The sequence below is a fragment of the Cytobacillus citreus genome (assembly GCF_018343665.1).
In the GTDB taxonomy this organism is placed as follows: domain Bacteria; phylum Bacillota; class Bacilli; order Bacillales; family Cytobacillaceae; genus Cytobacillus; species Cytobacillus citreus.
Genome location: NZ_JAGYPM010000005.1, coordinates 46563 through 68379, shown reverse-complemented (window position 1 = coordinate 68379; position 21817 = coordinate 46563). Strand labels below are relative to the sequence as shown.

Genomic DNA, 21817 nt, shown 5'->3' with positions numbered 1-21817 from the left:
AAATCAATACAATCTCTTTTCGTAGCTTTCCGCTAATGATGCTTTCACGTTTTCAACGTCTACTTCTTGTAAATTAATGTGATCTGCAAGAATTTGCGGTGGATAAGGCAGGTCTGCTTCTGGAAACCAAGCTTCAGGTTGCCAAAGCTTGGAACGCTTGAAGGCTTTCGCACAATGGATATAGCATTCTTCGACCTCAACAGCAATTCCTAGTAAAGGAGTTTTTCCGAAAGCGGTCATATTCTCAAGTATGTCTGGATCTTTGATAACGCTCGCTTTCCCATTCATTCGCAGTGTTTCTTCTAATCCTGGAATCACAAATAGAAGGCCAATATAAGGATTTTCTAAAATATTTCTAAGTGTGTCCATCCGTTTATTTCCTGGTCGCTCTGGAATGACGAAATGATGGTCATCCATCATATGTACAAATCCAGGGGAATCCCCGCGAGGTGAGGTATCACAATGCCCATCTGCATTAGAGGTAGAAACAAAAACAATTGGAGACTTCGAAATAAACTCTTTGCAATGATGATCTAAATGATTGATTACTTTATTGGCGGCATTTTTACCTGGAGTGCCTAATAGTGAACGTAGTTCCTCTTCGGATGTAATGATCTCATGAAATAACATGATTTTTTCCCCTCCTACTGATTGTATAAGAAAGAATAACTATTTTCGAGTTAGAGAAATGTCTAGTTTCAGCGCCTACCCTCGACGTACAGGACGTACTAGTGTCGACAATGCGACAGGACAAGGAAAGCTTCGTCAGCGATACCTCGCACGACCAAAAGGGAAGATTTTGGGAGGACGTCGCGTTTTTGTCGACCTCGAGGTCACAAGCCAACCCTCTCAGAAAGGTAAAGAACACCTTTCCGAGAGGCTCATCTTGTGCTTGCCTTAGGGTGAGCACTAAGGAAAGCTCCTTAGAATAATCATCGCAGGAACAATCTGCTCTTAGATTGTTCGGAAGGCGCTTCCGCTTTTCTATGATCCTAATCTACTTCTAGAAAAACTTCTAAATCGAAGCTGTGGAATGGAAATCCCAATTAAAATGAGTACGATCCCAATCATTTGAACACTGGAAATTTTTTCATCTAAAATGAGCGCGGCCGCAAAAATCGCTGCAGGAAGTTCTGCGGATCCAACAATTGTAGCAAGACCTACATCAATTTTCGGTGTGCCAATAGCAAAGAGAACAATCGGGAAAATGGCTCCAAAAAAGGCCATAGATAAGCTATATTTCCATAAACCATCTAAGTGAATGCCAGTTTTGAAAAGAATGGGACCAGCAATGAATACTAGAATCAGAAGACCACCCAAAGTAATAAAGATACTTCGCTGAATACTAGGTACTCCAGCTGCCACTTTCCCACTTGCAAAAATAAATATGGCATACGTAATAGCAGATAGCAATCCATAAATAAGTCCATCAAATTGAATAGGCTGACCGCTGCTAGAGATCAGATTACTAGCAAAAATGGTACCAAGAATCAGAAAGATTGCAGAAATAATCTTATTTTTGCTCGGCCATTTCCTTTCAAATAGTGCTTCAATTAAGATTCCCAGCCAAGTAAATTGAAACAAGAGGACAATGGCAAGTGAAGCAGGAACACGATCAAGGCTTAATCCATAAAAAATCCCAGTTAAGCTTAAGGCAGTACCAGTCATCATGAGTGCCCCAGCCTGTTTTAAAGAGATCTTTACCCGTTTGATAAAAGGAATAGTAAGTAAAAGCAGCAAAAATCCGAAAAGATATTGACTGCCAATTAGCTCATAAACGGTATGACCAGCTTGTAATCCCGTTTTGACAATCGAAGCCAAAACTCCATAGCTGCAGGCACCGATGAAAATCGATAGTGAATACTTGAAGTTGTTCATTTTTTCATGGCTCCTTAAAAATGATGATCAATGTGAATATCATAACACTTTTTAAAAGAGCCTTGGCGATTATTTTAGCTAATTGGAAAGCTTCAGTCTATTAACCATTAAATTAAAATACAAATATCGATTTTGTATCTGCTATTAAGATCGCATAAGAAAGACTAAGCATTCACCGAAAGGACTTGCCGAACGCTAAGTTTTTCTAAAAAAAGGATTTTCACTGTTTGGTGTTTCGCCATTGGCAGGGGGAGCGGTCTTTCCTAGCTCCTTGTTGATAAAATAAAAGCCGCTCAAAGATACAATGGTAAAGCCCCAATTTAATATTTGTCTTATGATAATTCCTTTATCAAAGGCTTCCACTCCGTATTGCTGAATAAGCCAAGTTTTTATCGCTGCCAGAATAATAAATTTTAGAGCAAAACCAGCAGTAATCCATCTGAATATCGTTAATATTTTTTTTCCAAAGAAGAGAGCTTTCATTTCATTACGGTCATTGCCTTGCATTTCGGATAAATCAAGCGCCATATAGAGGAAAATTGGCTTCCTCACCAAAACGGTTCCAAAGAAAATGAAGCCTAAAATAAATGAATAAATAACATTATTCCATAGCAGCTGTATGGCGGATCCAGCAAGAACATCGATAAGGAAAGTGATGATTAAATTTGTTAGTAAAAAAATTCCGAAGAAGTTTACTTTCTTAAGCTCAAAGAAGCGGTAGAGGCTATAAAGAATGCCAGGAACGGTTGAAAGGATCATCGCTAAGTAATCCCCAAGCCAATCCCGCCCCAAATTCCACACCATTAACGGAAAGACTACGTAAAAGATAATATCAAGCAAAACAATATTATTTTTCAAAGCACGACATCCTATATATAGATATTTATTTAGTTCACTATATAGAATGAAATTCCTCTTTTGGAATTAGAAAAATTTGGTTTGCACTAAAGTCCTTAGGCGAAAAGCTTTAGCTTTTTCATTGGCGATATTATTTACAGACACTTCTCAAAAAAACTTTATCACTCTAATAAACCTAATCTTTCTTATAAGCTAAAAAAAAAGAGCCAGTGATTAATCTCACTGACTCTTCCAGCATTTTTTAATAGTCTAGCTATGAGCGCCATCAGCTTGTACTATTCAAGGCACTTGCGCTTTTATCGCAGATTAACGGGCAGTAAGCCCCCCCTTCAAGGTTGCGAGAGAATTGAAGAAACCTAAGTGGGGATCAACTGCCCGTAAAGGCCCACAAAATGAACACAGACTAAAAGCGCCACATCGTGTGGCAACGTCTGCGTGACCCACTTCCTGTGGGTCGCAACTAACCATCAGTGGGGGATGAAAGAAAACCCCCACTGATGGAAGTTTCACTTTATTCTTATTTTCCTAAATAAGCATTTAGCATCCAAATATGTGCATCAAGCTTTACGAGTAATCCTACAGCAAGATCATTAATGACATCATGATCGTGTTGATCTGCCAACTCAGCTAATTCCTTTAGCTCGGCTTTTAATTGATTATAGTCTGCAACTAAGCTAGAAACCATTTCATCAGCGGTAGTTTCACCATTGGATTCTGCAATCGTTGCTATGCTTAAATATTCTTTCATTGTCGCAACAGGAGTTCCGCCACTTGCAAGAAGGCGCTCGGCTACTTCATCGACTACTGTAGCAGCTTCATTGTATAGTTCCTCGAATTTTTCATGAAGTGTAAAGAATAATGGTCCTTTTACAAACCAATGATAGCGGTGCAGCTTTGTATAAAGGACACTCCAGTTTGCGATTTGAACATTTAATGCAGAATATAAGTTTTCCATTCTAAATTCCTCCCAAGTTCATTTCTTTTTCTTATATATTTATTATAACAAATACAAAATTAAAATCAATATTAATTTATAATTATTATTAATTAATATTCTATATAAAAAAACCCGAAAAACATATCCGGGATTTTTGTCCTTATTTCTTTTTCTTTTTTTTGCGGATGATCATATAAATAATGTAAGCAACAGCAATTAGAGTGCTTCCAATAATCGTTATGAGAGAGAAATTTTCCTCAATAAAAGGCTTTGCCTTTGCTCCAAGCATGACAATGATTGTGGCTTCCAAAAAGAAGCGCGCTCCACGGCCGATTATCGACCAGATAACCAAAACGCGAAGAGGGATCTTAGAAATACCTGCGAAAATCGTAAACACTTTATATGGTATAGGCGTAAAAGCAGATATAAGAATGGCCATCGGTCCGTATTTTGAAAAATAGTCTTCCACTTTTTTTATTTTTTCTTCAGAAATAATTAACCTTAAAACAGGTCGTCCAAGTTTTTTTCCGATAAACCAGCCAAAAATGGCTCCTAGAACAGAGGCAACAGTCGTAATGAATGCAAACCAAAGGACACGATCAGGATTTGATATTCCCATTGGAATTAATAAAACATCAGGGGGAATAGGGAAAAATGAAGAATCTGCAAAGGATACAAAAAATAGTCCCCATACTCCGTATTCCATCAGCCATTCTTCAATTACATGAATCATTTCAGACATAATTATGTTCTCCTTTAATATGCTAAGTGAAGTATATCATTTTCAAGTATTGTACGTCATGTGTTAAATATGGACAAGAAAGCTCGTAGATTGAAAATATAACACAATATACTAAATCGACTATATCAGTACATCCTGTGCAAGTCCGACAAGCAGTAGGGGCTCTTAAAAAAAAATAGCCCATTATGTGGAATTATCATCTACAATAGAAGGAAAGGTCGGATTCAGTAAGGAGTCTTTAAATGACTATCATATTATTTTTTTTACTAGGTGCGTGTATCAGTGTATTATCAGGATTTTTTGGAGTAGGCGGGGGATTTATTTTGACCCCTTTGCTCATGTTGCTTGGATTTTCTCCGATTGAGGCTGTGACGACAAGCTTATTATTTACACTAGGGACCTCATTTTCAGGAATTACGACTCATATTCGCTATAAGAATATTCTTTGGAAAAATGGTCTGATCCTCGGTGTGAGTGGAATGGCATCTACTCAGCTTGCACGTCCATTTGTCATTTTTCTTGAAAAACGTGGAATGGATGAATGGGTTATTCCAATATTTTATATCATGTTATTATCTTATTTTGCGTTGAAAATGTTTAAACAAGGGAAAAAGACAACTACGTTCGTAGAGGAGCCCATTTCTCCATCTCTCTTAAAAATGATTTTTATAGGTGCCTTTGCAGGATTTGCGTCTACAACTTTAGGGGTAGGCGGGGGTTTTATTATTGTGCCGCTTTCAGTTTCCTTTTTAGGCTTTGAGCCAAAGAAAGCGATTGGTACGAGTTTGTTTACGATTTTTCTTATCGTTCCAGCAGCCTTCTTATCCTATGCTTTCACTGTTCCTATTAATTATAAAGTAAGCTTGTTGCTTGTAGCAGGGGGATTAATTGGCTCTTCCTTCGGTGCTAAGCTGACAAGATATTATGAAAATAAAGAAATAAGCCTCCTTCTAAGCGGCATTTATATTGCTACGTTAATAAGCGTTATTTTTAAGCTTATCGACTTAAGTTTAGCAGGACTTATTTTATTAGGATGCTTTATTTTGTATTTCTTTATCAGATCAATCATGAAGATTCGCAGTTTTAAGGCAAAAGTAAATGAATCAGAATAAAGAGAGTCGGGCATACTTGCTCGACTTTTTTTGCACGAAAAAAGGAAATCGGGCCAACGTACCGATTTCCATTCCTACGACATGATTCAATGCTCAATTAGCCTTTTTGGCCAGATATTTAGAGTCAGAACCAAACATATACGCTTTTTCATGATATCTAATACTGAAAATTAGCCCCATCGCCATCATGTTTGCCATTAAAGAGCTTCCTCCATAACTGATAAAGGGTAGGGGAATACCTGTGATCGGCAATACTTGGATGGTCATGCCGATATTTTGAAAAACATGGAAGGTGATCATACTAATGATCCCGACACAAATATAGGTGTTAAAGGGATCCTTCGTATCAAGAGCTGTTTTAGTTATATGGTAAATGAGCAGGAAGTATAGACCGATAACAAAGCTCGCACCGATAAATCCATACTCTTCCCCAATAACACTAAATATGAAATCTGTATGCCTGTCAGGGATATATACTTGGCTTTCACTAAATCCTTTTCCGGTTAATTGACCAGATCCAATGGCTTGCATGGAATTATATAACTGCATGCCAGCCCCTTGTTTGTGGCCGACAGGATCGAGCCAGGAATATATTCGGTAAAATTGGTAAGTATCTACCTTTAAATATTTTTCTAAAAATTCGGGAGCGTATATGACAAGAGCGAAAATGGTCCCGGCAAGCGTTCCAGCTAACCCAAAAATAGAAACGATGATTTTCCAAGAGATTCCTGATACTAAAACAATTCCTGCAAAAATAGCCATGATAACAAGCGCTGTACCTAAATCATCACCAATAATTAAACAAAGCGGAACAGCAGTCACGATTCCGAGCTTAAAAAAGAGAAATAAATCTGTTTTAAGCGTCTTTACTATAAACTTTTCATAATGATCAACAATGACTTTACTAAGCGCGATGATAAGGAAGACTTTAACAAACTCTGATGGCTGGATCGAACCAATAGGGGTTTTATACCAAAGTTTAGCTCCCTTTGTTTCCGTGACTAAACTTTCGGGCGCTATAAACAGTCCAATGAGCAATAAAATGCCTAATCCGTATAGAACCCATGACAGTCTTTTTATTTGTTCACTGTCAAAATACATAACAACGGCAACAATAACCACACCGACAATGTAATTTTTAATTTGGCCTAATACGAAATTAATATCCCCATATTGTCCCGATGCCTGACCACTATATATCGTAATACAGCTGATAAGAAAAAATAAAAATAATATTAAACATAAAGTCCAATCGAACCGTTCTGAAACCTTTATAGGTTTATTCATTAAGCATGCACCTGTTTCCCATTCATTCTTTCCAATTTTATCGTAACAAAGAAGAAAAAACCTTTCAATCAATTCCCATCCATATTTATTTAGACGAAAAAAAAGACGGGATGGTTTCCAAAAAAGCATATCAAAAAGCACGGATATGTGACCGTGCTTCACATTAAATGATTTATAAACAAAGTAGCAATCCCAAAATACGTCACAAGTGAGAAAATATCATTTAAGGTCGTAATGAGAGGTCCTGATGCCACAGCAGGGTCAATGTTTAGCTTGAACAGTATAAGTGGAATAATTGTTCCCGCCAAAGTTCCAATAATTAAAGTAAGAAATAAGGAGCTGCCTACAACTAATCCTAATATCGCACTTCCTTGCCAAAAAAATGCAATGAGGTAAATAAGGACCCCACAAATTAAGCCAATGATTAAGCTTACACCGAATTCCCTCATGATTAGCTTAGAAACCACTTTTTTATCAATATCATTAGAGGCGAGACCTCTGACAACAACAGCGAGTGATTGTGTGCCTGTATTTCCTGTCATACCAGCAATCATGGGCATAAAGAAAGCTAGTGCAACGACTTTCTCCAATGTCTTTTCGTACCCACTAATAATGCTGCCGGATATAATCCCGATGAATAAGAGCAAAATCAGCCAAGGCAATCTTCGGTAGGCCGCTACAAAGGTTTTTGTTTCAAAATCAATCGACTTTCCTGTTGCAGATAGCTTTTCAAAATCTTCATTTGCTTCCTGAATAACAACGTCAATGATATCGTCAACGGTTGCAATCCCCATTAAGACATTCCCCTCATTGACAACAGGAATTGCCATAAAGTCATATCTTTCGACTAGCCTTGCTACTTCCTCTTGATCGGTCATGACATTAACGGAAATGACCCGTTCATACATAATATTTCTGATTAATTCACTCGGCTCCGCGATAAGAAGGTCGCGGTATGAAACAACACCAACAAGCTTTCGGTCTTGATCGATGACATATAGGTAATTAATTGTTTCTGCAAACTCAGCAAAAGATTTCAGCTTTCCAACCGCATCCAAAACCGTATAGTAATCTCGAATCCAAACGAAGCGGTTGGTCATGAGCCTTCCAGCTGTTTCCGGAGGATAATTCATGATATTCTGAACGATTTGCGATTCGCTTTTCTTCATTCCAGATAAAAGAGAAGCTATTTTTTCAGGAGATAAATCATCCAAGAGAAGGGCCAAGTCATCATTATCCATTAAATCAAGAACTTCCCCAGTTTTTTCAATTCCTAGTTTATTCAAAACCTCAAGCTGATCCTCTTTGCTTAGCTCTTGAATCAAATCAGCGAGGGTATCAACATTCATAAAAAGCAAAAAGCGTGTTTTATGTTTTTCCGGCAGATTCTCATATATCTGAGCAACATCATATGGCTGCAATTCGTCGAGAATCGTTTCAAATTCCTTTTTTTTATTTTCTTTTAACGTTTTTATGATGTGAAGAGTGATTTGGTTTTCAGTCATGTTCTGAATCAAACGTCTCACACTCCTTTCTCAGAAAGTGTTCTTTATCTATAGTAACATGCCTTGTTCATTATAAAAAAATAAATAGAAGATTGAAAAGGCAATTCGGTAAAAATTTTAGCTTCTAAAAATTGTTAAACGAACACTGATAAAAGACTTTTACAAGTATTTTACAATAAATTAATCTTCGTCACATGGTAACAAGTTAGGATATAAGCAAATGTTATGAAGGTGGGTGGGGATATGAAGGTTGAGTTGCATTGTCATACAAGAATATCGGATGGCTCTTCAACATTTGCGGAAATATTAGAATTAGCAGTGGAGCAAGGAGTCAGTCATATAGCGATTACCAATCATGATACAACAAGAGATTTAAAAGAAATGATGGAAATAGGTAAAGAGAAACAAATAGAAATCATCCCTGGCATTGAAATTTCTGGTTTTGATTTTAAAAGAAACCGCAGAGTTCATATTCTAGGTTATTTTATTGAGCCTGATCATGCTTCACTTCTTCATCTATGTCAGCCATTTTCTGAAAAACGCAGCTTTGCATCAATGGAAATGGTCACACGCTTAATTGCAGCTGGATATAGCATAACTTGGGAGCGCTGTAAAGCCATTGCTAAAGGCGGTACAGGTGTGTATAAGCAGCATATTATGCAGGCTTTAATAGAGGCAGGCTACACAGATTCTATTTATGGAGATCTTTATAAAAAGCTATTTAATCGCGGAGGAAACGGTGAGCAGCCTGGAATTGCTTTTGTTCCAATTGAATATGTAGATGCTAAATTGGCTGTCAAAGCCATTATTGATGCTGGCGGTGTACCTGTGCTTGCGCATCCAGGACAATATAGAAATTTCGAAATGATTCCTGAACTTGTTGAATTAGGCCTGCAGGGAATTGAAGTATGGCATCCTCTCCATACGAAAGAGGATGAGGGAATGGCCATGCAATTTGCGGAGCATTATCATCTTATCATGACAGGCGGCTCAGATTTCCATGGAGCATACGGAGAAAAAGAAGTATTAATCGGAAGCAAAAGTCCTGGAATCGAGTGTGTGAATGCTTTAAAAACGAGAATAAAACCGATCGTGAAGTCTATTTTGTAATGAACAAAAGTCCTAGTCAGATGATTAGGGCTCATTTTGTTTAAAGATTTTATTGCTGATTAACGGACAGTAAGAAAGACACCGCTGAATAAAGTTTCACTTTCACTAGAAAGGAAGTTGAGTTTTATGTGTGATAAAGCTGCATTAATTGATGTGCTCACCTCAGCTATTCATGGTGGATTATATAAACCGAACGATAAGCTTCCTTCAGAAAACGAGCTTGCTGATCAATTTAAAGTACCGAGAATGGTTGTACGAAAAGCATATGAACAGCTCCAGGAGCAAGGTCTTGTATACGCTAGACAAGGCAAAGGCAGCTATGTGCAAGAAAGCAAACTTCGAATTCCTCTTATTCTTACTGGGGACGTAAGCTTCACTGAAAAAATGAAAGAACTTCAATATGAATTAATCACAAAGAATGTTTTTTGTGAAGAAATTTCTTATAACCAAAAGATTTTTCAAGCCCTTGGAATTGATAAACATGATGTCGTTTATAAAATTGGCCGATTAAGAATGCTGGATAATTGCCCAATAGCTATTCATATTTCTTATTTGCCCCAATCCATATTTCGTGAGATTGAAACAGACGGTCATCAGATTACCTCTATTTTTCAATACTATCGCAGCAGTGGATTTGAAAAATTCACATCAACAGAAAGCTCTTTAAGCATTATTTTTCCTAGTGTATATGAAAGAAACTTATTAAATTGTTCAAGTCTAATTCCTCTTTTACAGTTAGAGGCTGGCTGCATAGATGTAAAATCTGGCAAGGTTCTTGAATATTCAAGAATTCTATATAGAAGTGATCGCTTCACCTATGTGATTTAAAAGGAAAAAAAACTTTACAAATTATGATTGGTTTTTACATCTTTTTAACATTCAGCAGGTTGGCAACAAGATATCTTAAAGGTGACCAAAACAAATTGGAGGTCTATAGATGAAAAGAAAGCGAAGAACAGAAATATTAATCAATAGCCCAGATGAATTAGCCGAGGAATTGGCAAAAGAAATTGAACAAATTTATTTATTAAAGGTTGTCCAAGAGCCAGAAAATGGTCTAGTCATGTTAAAGGTTCGAGAAACGGCAAAGAAAAGCTTGTTTTATCTAGGAGAGGTTTTCGTTACTGAATGTAAAGTGAAAATTCAAGATTCCATCGGGATTGGCATTGTAAAAGGAGATAAACCAAAACTCGCTTACTACCTTGCTATCATTGATGCAGCCTATGGAGCAAGCCTAAGGGAAACAAGAGCATGGACTTCTATTCTTGAGGAAAAGGAAAAAGAGCTTCTTGAGCAAAAAATTGCTCATAATCAAGAAATTTTGAAAACGAAGGTAAGCTTTGAAACGATGGATGTTTCATAAATGGAGGGGAAAAGCTTGAAGTTAGACGTTGTTCATGATCTCCAGTCTGTGTATAGACATCTGGTGAACTCTACTGCAAGACCTGGTGTTATTTCTAATTTAAAAGAACAAGCTGTTCATGTTGATATTTTACCAGAATGCTTTAAGAGTCTCGTGCTGCTTGCTTTAACTTTACTAGATCAAGAGGCTTCTTTCAAAGTTTATTCAGAAAGAGAAGATGTAATAACAAGGCAAATCAATCAATTTACGTATGCGAAGAAAGCCGATGGCAAACAAGCAGATTATATTTTTGTTCTTAGTGATGCTCCAAAAGGATCGTTGGAAAAAGCAATTGAACAAGCAAAAATTGGGACACCTCAAAACCCGCATGAATCAGCAACAGTTATTGTGGAGGTCGGGGAAATGGCAAATGAGAAAGGTCTTGATATGAAAGGACCTGGTATCAAAAACATGGAGCAAATTAACGTACTTTCTTTAGAAAATTGGGTGGAAATTCGTCAGAAGAAAAATGAACAATTTCCACTTGGCGTTGAACTCATATTTGTTGATGCAAAGGATCAGCTTCTATCTTTGCCGCGTACAACTCAAATTACAGTAAGCAGGTGATGGATAAATGGGATATGTAGCAGTAAAGGGTGGAACGATTGCCATTGAAGAATCGATTAATCGATTGACAAGTGAACGGCTGCAGAAGGGCTTAGTGCTTGATATTAAAAATATTGAGGCTGGATTACGGGGACTCATCGATCAAGTGATGTCAGAAAGTAGTCTTTATCATGAAACATTAGCAGCATTGGCCATTAAGCAGGCAGAAGGAAACCCAGAAGAGGCTGTTTTCCTTTTAAGAGCCTATCGTTCTACTTTGCCAAGAAAGCATTATTCGAAAGTGATTGAATCGGAAGAAATAAAGGTAGAAAGAAGGATTTCTGCAAGCTTTAAGGATATTCCCGGTGGACAGCTTCTAGGAGCTACTACTGATTATACACATCGTCTTCTTAATTTTTCTCTCATGAATGAAAGTGAAAAGGAAGCGCAAGAATGGCTATCTAAATTCAATGAAGAAATCGGTCATAATAGTGAAAAATCCGAAATAATCAGCTTAACCTTTCCAAAGGTACTTGATTATTTAAGAGAGGAAGGCTTAATTGCTCCATGCGGCAACAATGATGTAGAGCCTCATGATGTGACACGAAAAAGCCTTGAATTTCCATCAAGCCGCAGCGAACGATTGCAAATTTTAACAAGAGGACAAACAGGTGCAGTTACTTCTCTTGCTTATGCATCTATTCGTGGATATGGAGCTGTTCATCCAACTGTTGGAGAGCTTCGTGTAGGGCAATTGCCAATTCATATTAGCCATCCTTTTGAACTTGGAGAAGAGGAGGATGATTATTACATCGGAGAAGTAAAGGTTACGGAGGTGGAAATGCTGATACCTGTAGCAGTTGAAAGAGAGTATGGCGAGAAGGATCTTGATTTTGAAGTAGGATATGGTCTTTGCTTCGGGCAAAACGAAACAAAGGCCATTTCCATGAGTATTCTCGATTATAGCCTCGAGCATCCGAATCATGCATTTCCTAGTCATAATGAAGAATTTGTTCTCTATCACATTGATTCTGTTGAATCGACAGGTTTTATCTCTCACTTGAAAATGCCGCACTATGTCACATTCCAGTCAAAGCTCGACAGTGTAAGAAAGACGAAAACTACTAGTAAGAAGGATGAGGTGAGTATGGTTGAACAAAGCTTATAATTTTGCCTTTTTCGATGAAGGGTCAAAAAGGGAGATTAGAAGAGCAACATTGAAGGCAATTGCCATTCCTGGTTATCAAGTTCCTTTTGCTTCAAGGGAAATGCCAATTGGACGCGGGTGGGGAACAGGGGGCTTACAGCTAACACTCTCACTAATAGGTAAAAATGATGTTCTAAAAGTGATTGATCAAGGCTCCGATGAATCGGTCAATGCCGTCAGCATTAAAAAGCTTGTTTCGGATACGACTGGTGTGGTGGCGACTGAGCATACTTGTGACGCGACGTTAATTCAATCAAGGCATCGGATACCTGAAGTTCCTCTAACGAAAGAGCAAATACTTGTTTTGCAGGTGCCAATCCCTGAGCCGCTCAGATTTTTTGAGCCAAGCGAGCATGAAACGAAGAAGCTTCATGCCGAAAAGGAATATAGCGGAGCATGGCTTATGCTGTTTGAACAAATTATGAACTATGGGACGATGACGACGGATGCTGATCATCCTGTTATGGTTCAGGATCGGTATGTAATGGCACCAAGTCCGATTCCCCGATTCGATAATACGAAAATGGATCATTGTAAGGCGTTAATTCTACTTGGCGCTGGAAGGGAAAAGAAGGTTTATGCCGTTCCGCCCTATACGAAAGTAGTCTCTCTTGCATTTGATGATTATCCATTTAAAGGCGAGTCCTTTGAAAATAAACATTGCAGGTTATGCGGTGCTGATGATGTATTTTTAGATGAACTAATTGATGAAGAGATAGGGGAAAGTTATTATCTGTGCAATGATACAAGCTATTGCCTTGAAATGATAAATGAGAAGAAGTTAGCAGGAGTGAAATAAATGACAGGATATGAAAGACCAGTTCTATCTGTTAAGCATTTAAACAAGCAATATGGCCGTGGATGTCTGAAATGTGTCAATAAAGCCTCATTACTTAAAAACTATTGTCCATCCTGCGGAACAGTTTATGCCTGTCAAGATATTTCCTTTGATGTCCACCCAGGAGAAGTAGTTGGAATTGTAGGGGAAAGCGGCAGTGGAAAGTCAACCTTAATGAAGTGTCTGTATTTTGATCAGGAAGTGACAGATGGAGAAGCCTATATATCAGTCTATGAGAATGGGGAAAAAAATCTATTTCAACAATCAGCCCAGCAAAAAAGATATATTCGCAATAATGTGATGGGAAAAGTCTATCAAAATCCTCTATTAGGTTTAAAAATGGATTTCTCCTCTATTGGCAATATTGCAGAAAAGCTTATTTCAGCTGGAAACCGTCATGTCAAGATGATGGAATCAAGAGGGATCGAGCTACTTGATAAAGTCAATATCCCTGTTCATCGGCGTAAGGAGGCTCCGAAAAAATTCTCTGGAGGCATGCAGCAGCGTGTTCAAATTGCAAAGGCGCTATCGAATAATCCTCCGCTTCTTCTTCTTGATGAAGTGACAACAGGGCTCGATCTATCAGTCCAGGCGAGTGTTCTAGATTTAATTAAGGAATTGCAAAGAGAGTTAAACATAAGCATTGTACTTGTGTCACATGATTTAAGTGTAATCAGAATGTTAGCAGATCGGACATTCGTCATGCTTGAAGGAAAGGTGATCGAAGAAGGGCTGACAGATCAAATTCTAGAAGATCCTCAAGCTAGCTATACACAGCAGCTCGTTCATTCGATGCTTTAATCATTTGAGGATTAGACTAAAACAATGGGGGAATCGCATTTGTTTTTAATTAAAAATGGAAGGCTGATTACAGAGGAAGCTATTTTAGAAGGCTTTGACCTTTTAATAGCAGATAACAAGATTAGCAGAATCGCAAGAAGTGGAGAAATTCAGACTGGCTACAATGTAGAAGTCATTGATGCTTTAGGAGGCTATGTTTCACCTGGATTTATTGATATCCACTCTGATTATATTGAGCATATGGCGGCTCCTAGGCCAACGACTCTTATGGACTTCCATTTAAGTTTAAGGGAGACGGAAAAGCAGCTCATTACCCATGGCATTACAACGATGTTTCATTCCCTATCTCTTTATAAATCAAGTGAATACGAATATAAACCGATAAGGGAGCCTGAAAATGTAAAGCAATTCATTGATTTAATAGAAGAAACTCATTATATAAAGCATTTAATTCGCCACCGATTTCATGCTCGTTTTGAGATTGATAATACGGAAGAACTTGAAAATCTAAAGAAATATATTGATGAGAATAAAGTTCACTTAGTTTCTTTTATGGATCATTCACCAGGGCAGGGTCAATACCGCCATCTTGAAATTTATCGAAGCACTGTAAAAAGCTATAACAATATAAGTGATGAAGCGATTGATGCCATTATACATCGCCATCAAGTTAAGGATAAGATCTCAATTGATGATATGCGAGAAGTCGCTAATATGGCCACTGAAAGAGGAATTGCTGTTGCCTCTCATGATGATGATTCATTGGAAAAACTCGAGCTTGTAAAAAGCATCGGTACTACAATTAGTGAATTTCCGATTACACTTGAGATCGCTAAAAAAGCGAAAGAGATGGGTCTATATACAATTGCAGGAGCACCGAATGTTCTTCTCGGCAGATCACATAGCGGAAATTTAAGTGCAGCAGAAGCCATTAAGCATGGTGTGATTGATATTCTATGCAGCGACTATTATCCAGCTGCTTTACTCCATTCGATTTTCAATTTAACAGAAAATATTGGGCTAGATTTGGTTGAAATGATGAAGCTTGTAACACTTAACCCTGCAAAAGCTGTGAAATTGGAGAACGAAATTGGCTCTATTCGAGAAGGGAAGAAGGCGGATCTTCTCATCATTGAAAGATTAGCAGATGGTTTTCCAGTCATAACAGGAGTTTTTGTTGATGGGAAACTGATTCAAAAAACAAACTATCGCATTTGATCAAACGAAAGCGGGTGAGCAGATGGAGCATCTATTAGAAATTAAAAACTTGTCCAAGATATTTACTCTGCACAATCTCGGAAAAAAAATCCATGCCGTCAGCGGTATTGATATCTCATTAAAACAAGGTGAATTTATTGGCATAACAGGAAAAAGCGGTAGTGGGAAATCAACCATACTGAAGAGTATTTATGGAACTTACAAGATACAAGAAGGAAGTATCAGGTATAACTCTAAAAAATATGGTCCAATTAATCTCACGACTGCTACTGCAAGGGAAATGATCTACTTGCGCAAACACGAGATTGGCTATGTATCACAATTTTTAAGTGTTATGCCTAGAACGTCAGCAAGAGAGCTAGTTAAGCAATCCCTAATGGAAATGGGAACTCCTCAGGAGAAAGCAGATTGGGAAACAGAAAAAATGCTTGAACACTTTGAATTAGATAAGGAGCTTTGGGACAGCTATCCCGCAACATTCTCTGGTGGTGAAAAATTAAGGCTTAATATTGCAAGAGCAATGGTAAAAAGACCTAGGCTTCTACTTCTTGATGAACCGACAGCAAGCTTAGATCTAGACTCGAAAATGAAAGTGAAGGTTCTTATTGAGCAGCTAATAAAAGAAGGAACAACGATGCTCGGAATTTTTCATGATCTAGAATTTATGGAAAATCTATGTGACAGAGAATACAGCATGCAAAACGGAATGCTGTCTAACTCTATTTCTTATTAGTTTAAGTGGAAGATATTAACGAAAACTGACCGAGATATCGAAAAAGCATGCGACATAAGCGAAAACTGTACGATATTGAAATAATTAACAATCTTTTAATCTATTATTAAAAAATTTTAAATAGCAGCTTGATTTTCAACAGCTATAGTTAATGAAGGAAATGGCGAATTATTTTGAAAATGAATGTTTTAATGAATAAGAGGGAGAGTTGAAAATGAAAAAAGCGATGTTGTCTATTATTTCCTTAATCATGTTTGTTGTTTTAGCAGGCTGTTCTTCTTCGGCAGGTTCAAAAGAAAAAGATACACTGACAATAGCTTGGCTGCCAAATGAATCAGGAGCAGATTTAGGCGAAACACGTGAAGCTATTAGTGAGGTATTAGAAAAAGCAACAGGGAAGAAAATCGAGCATAAAACGACAACAGACTATCTTGTTGCAATTGAAGCGATCGCAAATGGAAATGCAGATTTAGCATTTTTAGGAGCCCAAGGATATATTGAAGCGAATAATAAAAATAAAAAGGTGCAGCCATTAGTAGTTCCAAGTGGAGAATCTGGCACACTCGATGATGCCGTTTATTATAGCTGGCTAGCTGTTCTAAAGGACAATGCTGATTCATACAAAGACGGAGGCAGTTTCTCCATTGATAAAATCGCTGGGCAAAAATTTTCATTTGTTTCAAACAGCTCTACGTCAGGATTTAAAGTTCCATCGACTGGTATTGTCGATTACTTTAGCAAAAAAGATGAATTTAAAGATTTAACTGCTGAAGATTTACTTGAGGGTGGCAAAGATAAATTTTTTAGTGAAGTACTTTATGGTGGTTCCCATCAAGGCTCGGCCGTTAATCTATTAACTGGAAAAGCAGATGTAGCAGCGTTTTGTGATACATGTGTGAACAACTACGTAGAACTTGCAGATGGGGAAGAAAATAGACCAGGTGCTATCTATAAAGTAAGAGCGGACGCAGCTGAACCATTTAATACTGTAACAGGAAAGGAATTTACACTTATTTCTGTGGCTCCTGTCTTAAATTCTCCGTTCGTTGTGAATACAGAGACAGTTAGTGAGGATATCCAGAAAAAGCTCCTTGAAACCTTAACTTCAGATGAAGTTGCAAAAAATGAAAAAATATTTGTGCCAGAGGATTCAGAAGTTAAAGGCTTATTTAAGAGAAAGTCTGGAAATGAACGATTAGTTCAAGCAGAGGATGACTGGTTCAATCCGATACGTGAGCTGTCTAAATAGCATTGTATTCATGTAGTCATTCCTATAGCTGTGATCATAATAACAGGTTTATCGCAGATTAACGGGCAGTAAGACCCCCGCTTCAAGGTTGCGAGAGAATTAAAGTGGAGGATCAACTGCCCGTAAAGGCCCGACGACGGACACGATGCCCTAGTCAGGCGAAAGCAACAGGACGTGGCGTTTTGAGCGTGATTGGTTCAACCAACCATCAGTGGGGATGGAAGCCGACTACGAACGCCACATCCTGTGGCAACGTTGGCACTAGCACGTCCTGTGCGTCGAAAAACCCCCACAGATGGAAGTTTCACTTTATTCTTTTTTGAAAGGAAGTTAACATATGACAGCGTTACTGGAAGTAGCACATGTATCGAAAAAGTTTGGCAATGATACCAAGGCGTTATCCGATGTTAACTTCTCTGTACGAGAAGGAGAGTTTGTGTCCATCATTGGCCCATCTGGGGCAGGAAAATCAACTCTCCTTCGGTGTATTAATCGGATGATTGATGCTTCAAGCGGAGAAATCAATTTTGATAACGTGAACATTCTTAGTTTAAATAAAAGAGAACTGAAAAAAACGCGTACAAAAATCGGTATGATCTTTCAGCACTATAATTTAGTGAATCGGCTAACAGTTATCGAAAACACTCTTCACGGCAGATTAGGATTTAAAACTACCTTTGCAGGGATGCTTGGGATTTATACGGAAGAAGAAAAGCAGCAGGCTATAAAAATATTAAATGTGCTTGGGTTGAATGAACAAATTTTTAAACGTTCAGACCAGCTGAGCGGAGGCCAAAAGCAGCGTGTAGGCATTGCGCGTGCCCTTATCCAAAATCCTAGGATGCTGCTTTGTGATGAACCTATTGCTTCCTTAGATCCAAGTTCATCTAAGGTGATTATGGATCATTTGAAAAATATATCTGTCAAAATGGGTATTACTGTCCTTGTTAATCTCCACCAAGTAGATGTGGCTTTGAAGTATTCGGATACAATTATCGGAATTAATGGCGGCCAAGTCGTTTATAATGGCTCACCAAAAAATATTACACCTGATGATATTCATCGCATATATGGATCCGAAGCAGGAAAACTAATTTTTGATATGGGTGAAATCCATGCAGGCTGATATTTTTAAGAAAAAGAAGCTGAACACAGCTGTTTTTATCCTTTTAGTATGTTTCGTTACTTTTATTGCTGCAACAATTACTGAATTCAGCATTGCAAAAGGAATCGCTTCGGTTCCAAAAGCGATTCAATGGTCATTTTCTAATTTTTATCCGACGAAGGAATCGTTAACAAAGCTTCCTGATATATTGGACAAAATGAAAGAAACATTGCTTATTTCGATTGCTGCAACGACCGTGGCGGCATTGCTTGCAATGATTTTTGCTATATTTGGATCGACTGCAACGAGAGTGAACGCTTTTTTTGGAGGAATCTGCAGAGGTATTGCAACTGTATTTCGTAATATTGATACGGCAGCATGGGCAATGATTTTGCTTTTTTCATTTGGACAAAGTCCTTTAACAGGTTATTTTGCCCTTTTCTTCGGTTCATTTGGGTTTTTAACAAGAGCGTTTGTAGAAACGATTGATGAGGTAAGCAGCAGTTCTGTAGAAGCATTGAAAGCTACAGGGGCAAGCTATTTTACGATTATTTTTCAATCTGTCATTCCGTCCTGTATTCCCCAAATAATCAGCTGGGTTCTGTTTATGGTCGAAACAAATATCCGAAGTGCAACATTAGTTGGTCTTTTGGCTGGCTCTGGCATAGGTTTTGCCTTTGATCTTTATTACAAAAGCTTGAATTATCATACAGCAAGTCTAGTTGTCATAGTGATTGTTGTCTCTATATTATTTATAGAACTTATATCCAACTATGTAAGGAGGGTGATTTTATAATGGAGGCAGATGAAAAAATTGAAAAAATATCGTCTCAGACTTTAATATCTAACTCTCCTTCAAAGCGAATCCGTATAAGGCCATTAACGAAAGCATCTCTTGTTTTGAGAGGCACACTCGTTGTATTAGTATTGCTTACTGCTTATACCTTCTATACGATCGACGTGAAAGATGTGAACTTTGTTCAGGGGATGATAGGAACAGCTAAAAATGTTAAAGTGATGTTCTTGGAGCCTCACTTAAGCCACTTTAGCTTTTCTCATGCCTTATATCAAGTGATGATCACGCTAGGTCTCGCATTTTTAACGACAGTGTTCGGTGCGATTATTGCTGTATTTCTTAGCTTATTTGCTGCTCAAAACCTATCATCTAAGCGGGTTTCAGTAGTCATTAAAGGCTTTGCTGCCTTTATTAGAGCTGTTCCTACTGTACTTTGGGTGTTGATTTTTGCCGTTGCAGCTGGCCTTGGCAGTGTTGCAGCTGTCATTGGAATGACTTTTCATTCGATTAGCTATCTAATCAAGGCATACTCAGAATCATTTGAAGAGCTAGATAAGGGTGTGATTGAGGCACTGCAGGCAAGCGGAGCGAGCTGGTGGCAAATCGTTTTTCAAGCAGTTATTCCTTCGTCAATTAGTTATATGATTTCATGGACATTTATGAGATTTGAAATTAATTTTGCTGTCGCTGTTGCGATGGGAGCAGCTGCAGGTGCAGGAGGAATTGGGTTTGACATGTTTATGGCAAGCAGTTTTTACTATGACATTAGAGAAATTGGTGCTGTTACTTACTTTATACTTGTCATAGCCATTTTGCTTGAAGTCCTCGCAACCCAAATAAAAAAGAGGTTAAAAGTGAATATATAAGCTTTTTTGTAATTGAGCCGGCAGCTAAAGAAATGTCGGCTCTTTACATTTTCATTAAATTATTTTAAATCTAAGCAATTTTATGTTATTTTTGCTAGAATAAGGGGAGCTTATGACGGAAAAAGTTTTTAATTTCGGAGGTTTCACCATTGAAGAAAAGGAACCATAATATTCGAGATAGCATTTATATTCATTTGAACGAACGGGAGCAGTATGCTCTAACGTATGGGATTGAATTTTCAGAGTTTGCACAGTCACTGTACGGATCGCTTAACAATCTGCTGCTGCTGAAACATCGCTATGATGATGCTGACTTTAATATGCATACATTACATGAGTATGTATCAAAAGGTAGGCTGCGGAAGCTGATGGAGGCGGATGTGTATGGATACGGTGATTTCTGCTGGATTGATTTCGAAGAGGAAGAGGATTTGAATGAGCTCTCTGGTCAAGCCATTGCGGAGCTTCTTTACCTCGGACATCTAAAGGAACATTTGAAGCCGCCTTTCTATAATAATCTTAGCAACAGGTATGTCTATTTATCTCATGATGATGGCTGGTTTAATAAGACCTACTATCGTGATTTCACTGATTTCTACAGAATGCTTGGGGATGTCATACCTCAGAAAATGGCTCAGACGAAGGTTGAAAAATCATTGCTTGGATTAAAGAAAAAGAAAACCTATCCGCCTATTCAAAACGATATTTTGCGTACATTAAAGTCACTCATGAGGGAAGGTGCCCTCCTTTCGATAAAGGATATTGAGCAGAATCGGGCAAGAATCGAAATTCCGATTTGGTCAATTGGCGACTTTGCGGATATGGATGAAATGTATGAGGAATATGAAAATATCGTAAAAAGACCTTGTGAAGCAAAGCTTGTCTTCGATAAAAAGTCGAGAGAATGGAAGGTATATGGCCAATAATAGATGAATTCTATTAAAGGCCTTTTTTTAATTAAATAACATTGCTCCATATTCAGAAATATAGTGTATAATCAAAAGTACGGAAAATTTTTATATATTGAAAAGAATCGGTGTCTTTCTAAAAAGAATGCTATATTCACAAGCTTTGCTTGCCTTGAATATAAGTTTCTTTTAAAGACTTAAAAGGGAAGTTGGTGAAACTCCAACGCGGTCCCGCCACTGTAATTGGGAGCTTACTGCAATGCCACTGTACAAGCATGTATGGGAAGGCGCAGATAAGCAATGACCAAGAGCCAGGAGACCTGCCTGATTCTCGTGCACCACAAACCTACGAGGATAGGAGGTGTTTGACTGGTACATACCTTTTCATTTTTTGTATGCCTATGCAAACATCTCCATATCAATTGTGGAGATGTTTTTTTAATTAAAAGAGGAAAAATGCTTTTACAAGTTAGAGAATTGTCTAGCTTCGGTGCCTAGGTGCTCTCGGGTCTAAGCTGGTCCGCCAAGAAGATTAAAGAACAATCTTCTCGTCGGCCCATCTTATGCTTGAGGCCCGCAGGATGGGGGTCATGCAGACGTTGCCACAGGACAAGGAAAGCTCCGTCAGGAATACATCGCACGACCAAAAGGAGAGCTTTTGGGAGGACGTGGCGCTTTTAGTCTGCGTTCCTCAATGATCAAGGCACCTCCGCATTTCA

22 protein-coding genes and 1 riboswitch are annotated in these 21817 nt (G+C 38.1%); of the genes, 15 read left to right on the top strand and 7 right to left on the bottom strand.

The annotated features are described in order from the left end of the window. Positions 1-3 precede the first annotated feature (3 nt). The 5 genes from KHA94_RS20725 to KHA94_RS20705 all read right to left on the bottom strand — a co-directional run bounded on the left by KHA94_RS20725 (position 4) and on the right by KHA94_RS20705 (position 4415). Positions 4-630, bottom strand: a complete 627-nt coding sequence (locus KHA94_RS20725; protein ID WP_213104030.1) for a pyridoxamine 5'-phosphate oxidase family protein — start codon at positions 628-630, stop codon at positions 4-6. A gap of 354 nt (positions 631-984) precedes the next feature. Then, positions 985-1878: an EamA family transporter gene (locus tag KHA94_RS20720; RefSeq protein WP_213104029.1), complete on the bottom strand. Its 894-nt coding sequence runs from the start codon at positions 1876-1878 to the stop codon at positions 985-987. Between the two features lie 195 nt (positions 1879-2073). After that, positions 2074-2736, bottom strand: coding sequence for a VC0807 family protein (locus KHA94_RS20715; protein ID WP_213104028.1), 663 nt, complete (start codon positions 2734-2736; stop codon positions 2074-2076). A gap of 517 nt (positions 2737-3253) precedes the next feature. Then, positions 3254-3691: a Dps family protein gene (locus KHA94_RS20710; protein ID WP_213104027.1), complete on the bottom strand. Its 438-nt coding sequence runs from the start codon at positions 3689-3691 to the stop codon at positions 3254-3256. A gap of 142 nt (positions 3692-3833) precedes the next feature. After that, a complete protein-coding gene (locus tag KHA94_RS20705) occupies positions 3834-4415 on the bottom strand; it encodes a YqaA family protein (RefSeq protein ID WP_213104026.1) in 582 nt (193 codons plus the stop codon). Positions 4416-4657: 242 nt separating this feature from the next. Here KHA94_RS20705 and KHA94_RS20700 point away from each other — a divergent pair, with 242 nt between their 5' ends. Continuing rightward, positions 4658-5527, top strand: a complete 870-nt coding sequence (locus KHA94_RS20700) for a sulfite exporter TauE/SafE family protein (RefSeq protein ID WP_213104025.1) — start codon at positions 4658-4660, stop codon at positions 5525-5527. A gap of 93 nt (positions 5528-5620) precedes the next feature. Here the strand turns inward: KHA94_RS20700 and KHA94_RS20695 are convergent, their stop codons facing one another. Together KHA94_RS20695 and mgtE are read right to left on the bottom strand one after the other, a co-directional pair. Next, positions 5621-6814 (bottom strand): FtsW/RodA/SpoVE family cell cycle protein, encoded by a 1194-nt coding sequence (locus KHA94_RS20695; RefSeq protein ID WP_213104024.1) that lies wholly within the window; start codon positions 6812-6814, stop codon positions 5621-5623. Positions 6815-6972: 158 nt separating this feature from the next. Further along, positions 6973-8331, bottom strand: coding sequence for a magnesium transporter (mgtE, locus tag KHA94_RS20690; protein WP_213104023.1), 1359 nt, complete (start codon positions 8329-8331; stop codon positions 6973-6975). A gap of 231 nt (positions 8332-8562) precedes the next feature. On the opposite strand from mgtE, the gene KHA94_RS20685 reads away from it, so the two are divergent. From KHA94_RS20685 to KHA94_RS20620, 14 genes are all read left to right on the top strand, one after another. Continuing rightward, positions 8563-9429, top strand: coding sequence for a PHP domain-containing protein (locus tag KHA94_RS20685; RefSeq protein WP_213104022.1), 867 nt, complete (start codon positions 8563-8565; stop codon positions 9427-9429). A 126-nt stretch (positions 9430-9555) separates the two neighbouring features. After that, complete coding sequence (locus KHA94_RS20680) at positions 9556-10257, top strand: GntR family transcriptional regulator (protein WP_213104021.1); 702 nt, start codon at positions 9556-9558, stop codon at positions 10255-10257. 109 nt (positions 10258-10366) lie between these two features. After that, a complete protein-coding gene (gene phnG, locus KHA94_RS20675) occupies positions 10367-10792 on the top strand; it encodes a phosphonate C-P lyase system protein PhnG (RefSeq protein WP_213104020.1) in 426 nt (141 codons plus the stop codon). A 15-nt stretch (positions 10793-10807) separates the two neighbouring features. After that, positions 10808-11398, top strand: a complete 591-nt coding sequence (gene phnH, locus KHA94_RS20670; RefSeq protein ID WP_213104019.1) for a phosphonate C-P lyase system protein PhnH — start codon at positions 10808-10810, stop codon at positions 11396-11398. Positions 11399-11405: 7 nt separating this feature from the next. After that, entirely contained in the window at positions 11406-12545 is a 1140-nt protein-coding gene (locus tag KHA94_RS20665) for a carbon-phosphorus lyase complex subunit PhnI (RefSeq protein ID WP_213104018.1), read from the top strand. Then, a complete protein-coding gene (locus KHA94_RS20660; RefSeq protein ID WP_213104017.1) occupies positions 12529-13383 on the top strand; it encodes an alpha-D-ribose 1-methylphosphonate 5-phosphate C-P-lyase PhnJ in 855 nt (284 codons plus the stop codon). The genes KHA94_RS20665 and KHA94_RS20660 overlap by 17 nt, the downstream gene beginning before the upstream one ends. Further along, the gene (locus KHA94_RS20655) at positions 13384-14223 is read left to right on the top strand and encodes an ATP-binding cassette domain-containing protein (protein WP_213104016.1); all 840 of its coding nucleotides are present in this window, start codon (positions 13384-13386) and stop codon (positions 14221-14223) included. A gap of 39 nt (positions 14224-14262) precedes the next feature. Then, the gene (phnM, locus tag KHA94_RS20650; protein WP_213104015.1) at positions 14263-15441 is read left to right on the top strand and encodes a phosphonate metabolism protein PhnM; all 1179 of its coding nucleotides are present in this window, start codon (positions 14263-14265) and stop codon (positions 15439-15441) included. Between the two features lie 22 nt (positions 15442-15463). Continuing rightward, complete coding sequence (locus KHA94_RS20645; protein ID WP_213104014.1) at positions 15464-16174, top strand: phosphonate C-P lyase system protein PhnL; 711 nt, start codon at positions 15464-15466, stop codon at positions 16172-16174. 214 nt (positions 16175-16388) lie between these two features. Continuing rightward, positions 16389-17423: a phosphate/phosphite/phosphonate ABC transporter substrate-binding protein gene (gene phnD, locus KHA94_RS20640; RefSeq protein ID WP_213104013.1), complete on the top strand. Its 1035-nt coding sequence runs from the start codon at positions 16389-16391 to the stop codon at positions 17421-17423. Between the two features lie 337 nt (positions 17424-17760). Further along, a complete protein-coding gene (phnC, locus tag KHA94_RS20635; protein WP_213104012.1) occupies positions 17761-18549 on the top strand; it encodes a phosphonate ABC transporter ATP-binding protein in 789 nt (262 codons plus the stop codon). Then, a complete protein-coding gene (locus tag KHA94_RS20630) occupies positions 18539-19324 on the top strand; it encodes an ABC transporter permease subunit (protein ID WP_213104189.1) in 786 nt (261 codons plus the stop codon). The genes phnC and KHA94_RS20630 overlap by 11 nt, the downstream gene beginning before the upstream one ends. Further along, the gene (locus KHA94_RS20625; RefSeq protein WP_213104011.1) at positions 19324-20190 is read left to right on the top strand and encodes a PhnE/PtxC family ABC transporter permease; all 867 of its coding nucleotides are present in this window, start codon (positions 19324-19326) and stop codon (positions 20188-20190) included. The genes KHA94_RS20630 and KHA94_RS20625 overlap by 1 nt, the downstream gene beginning before the upstream one ends. A gap of 149 nt (positions 20191-20339) precedes the next feature. Further along, positions 20340-21116, top strand: a complete 777-nt coding sequence (locus KHA94_RS20620) for a hypothetical protein (protein ID WP_213104010.1) — start codon at positions 20340-20342, stop codon at positions 21114-21116. A 146-nt stretch (positions 21117-21262) separates the two neighbouring features. Then, positions 21263-21440: riboswitch (cobalamin riboswitch) on the top strand. Positions 21441-21817 lie beyond the last annotated feature (377 nt).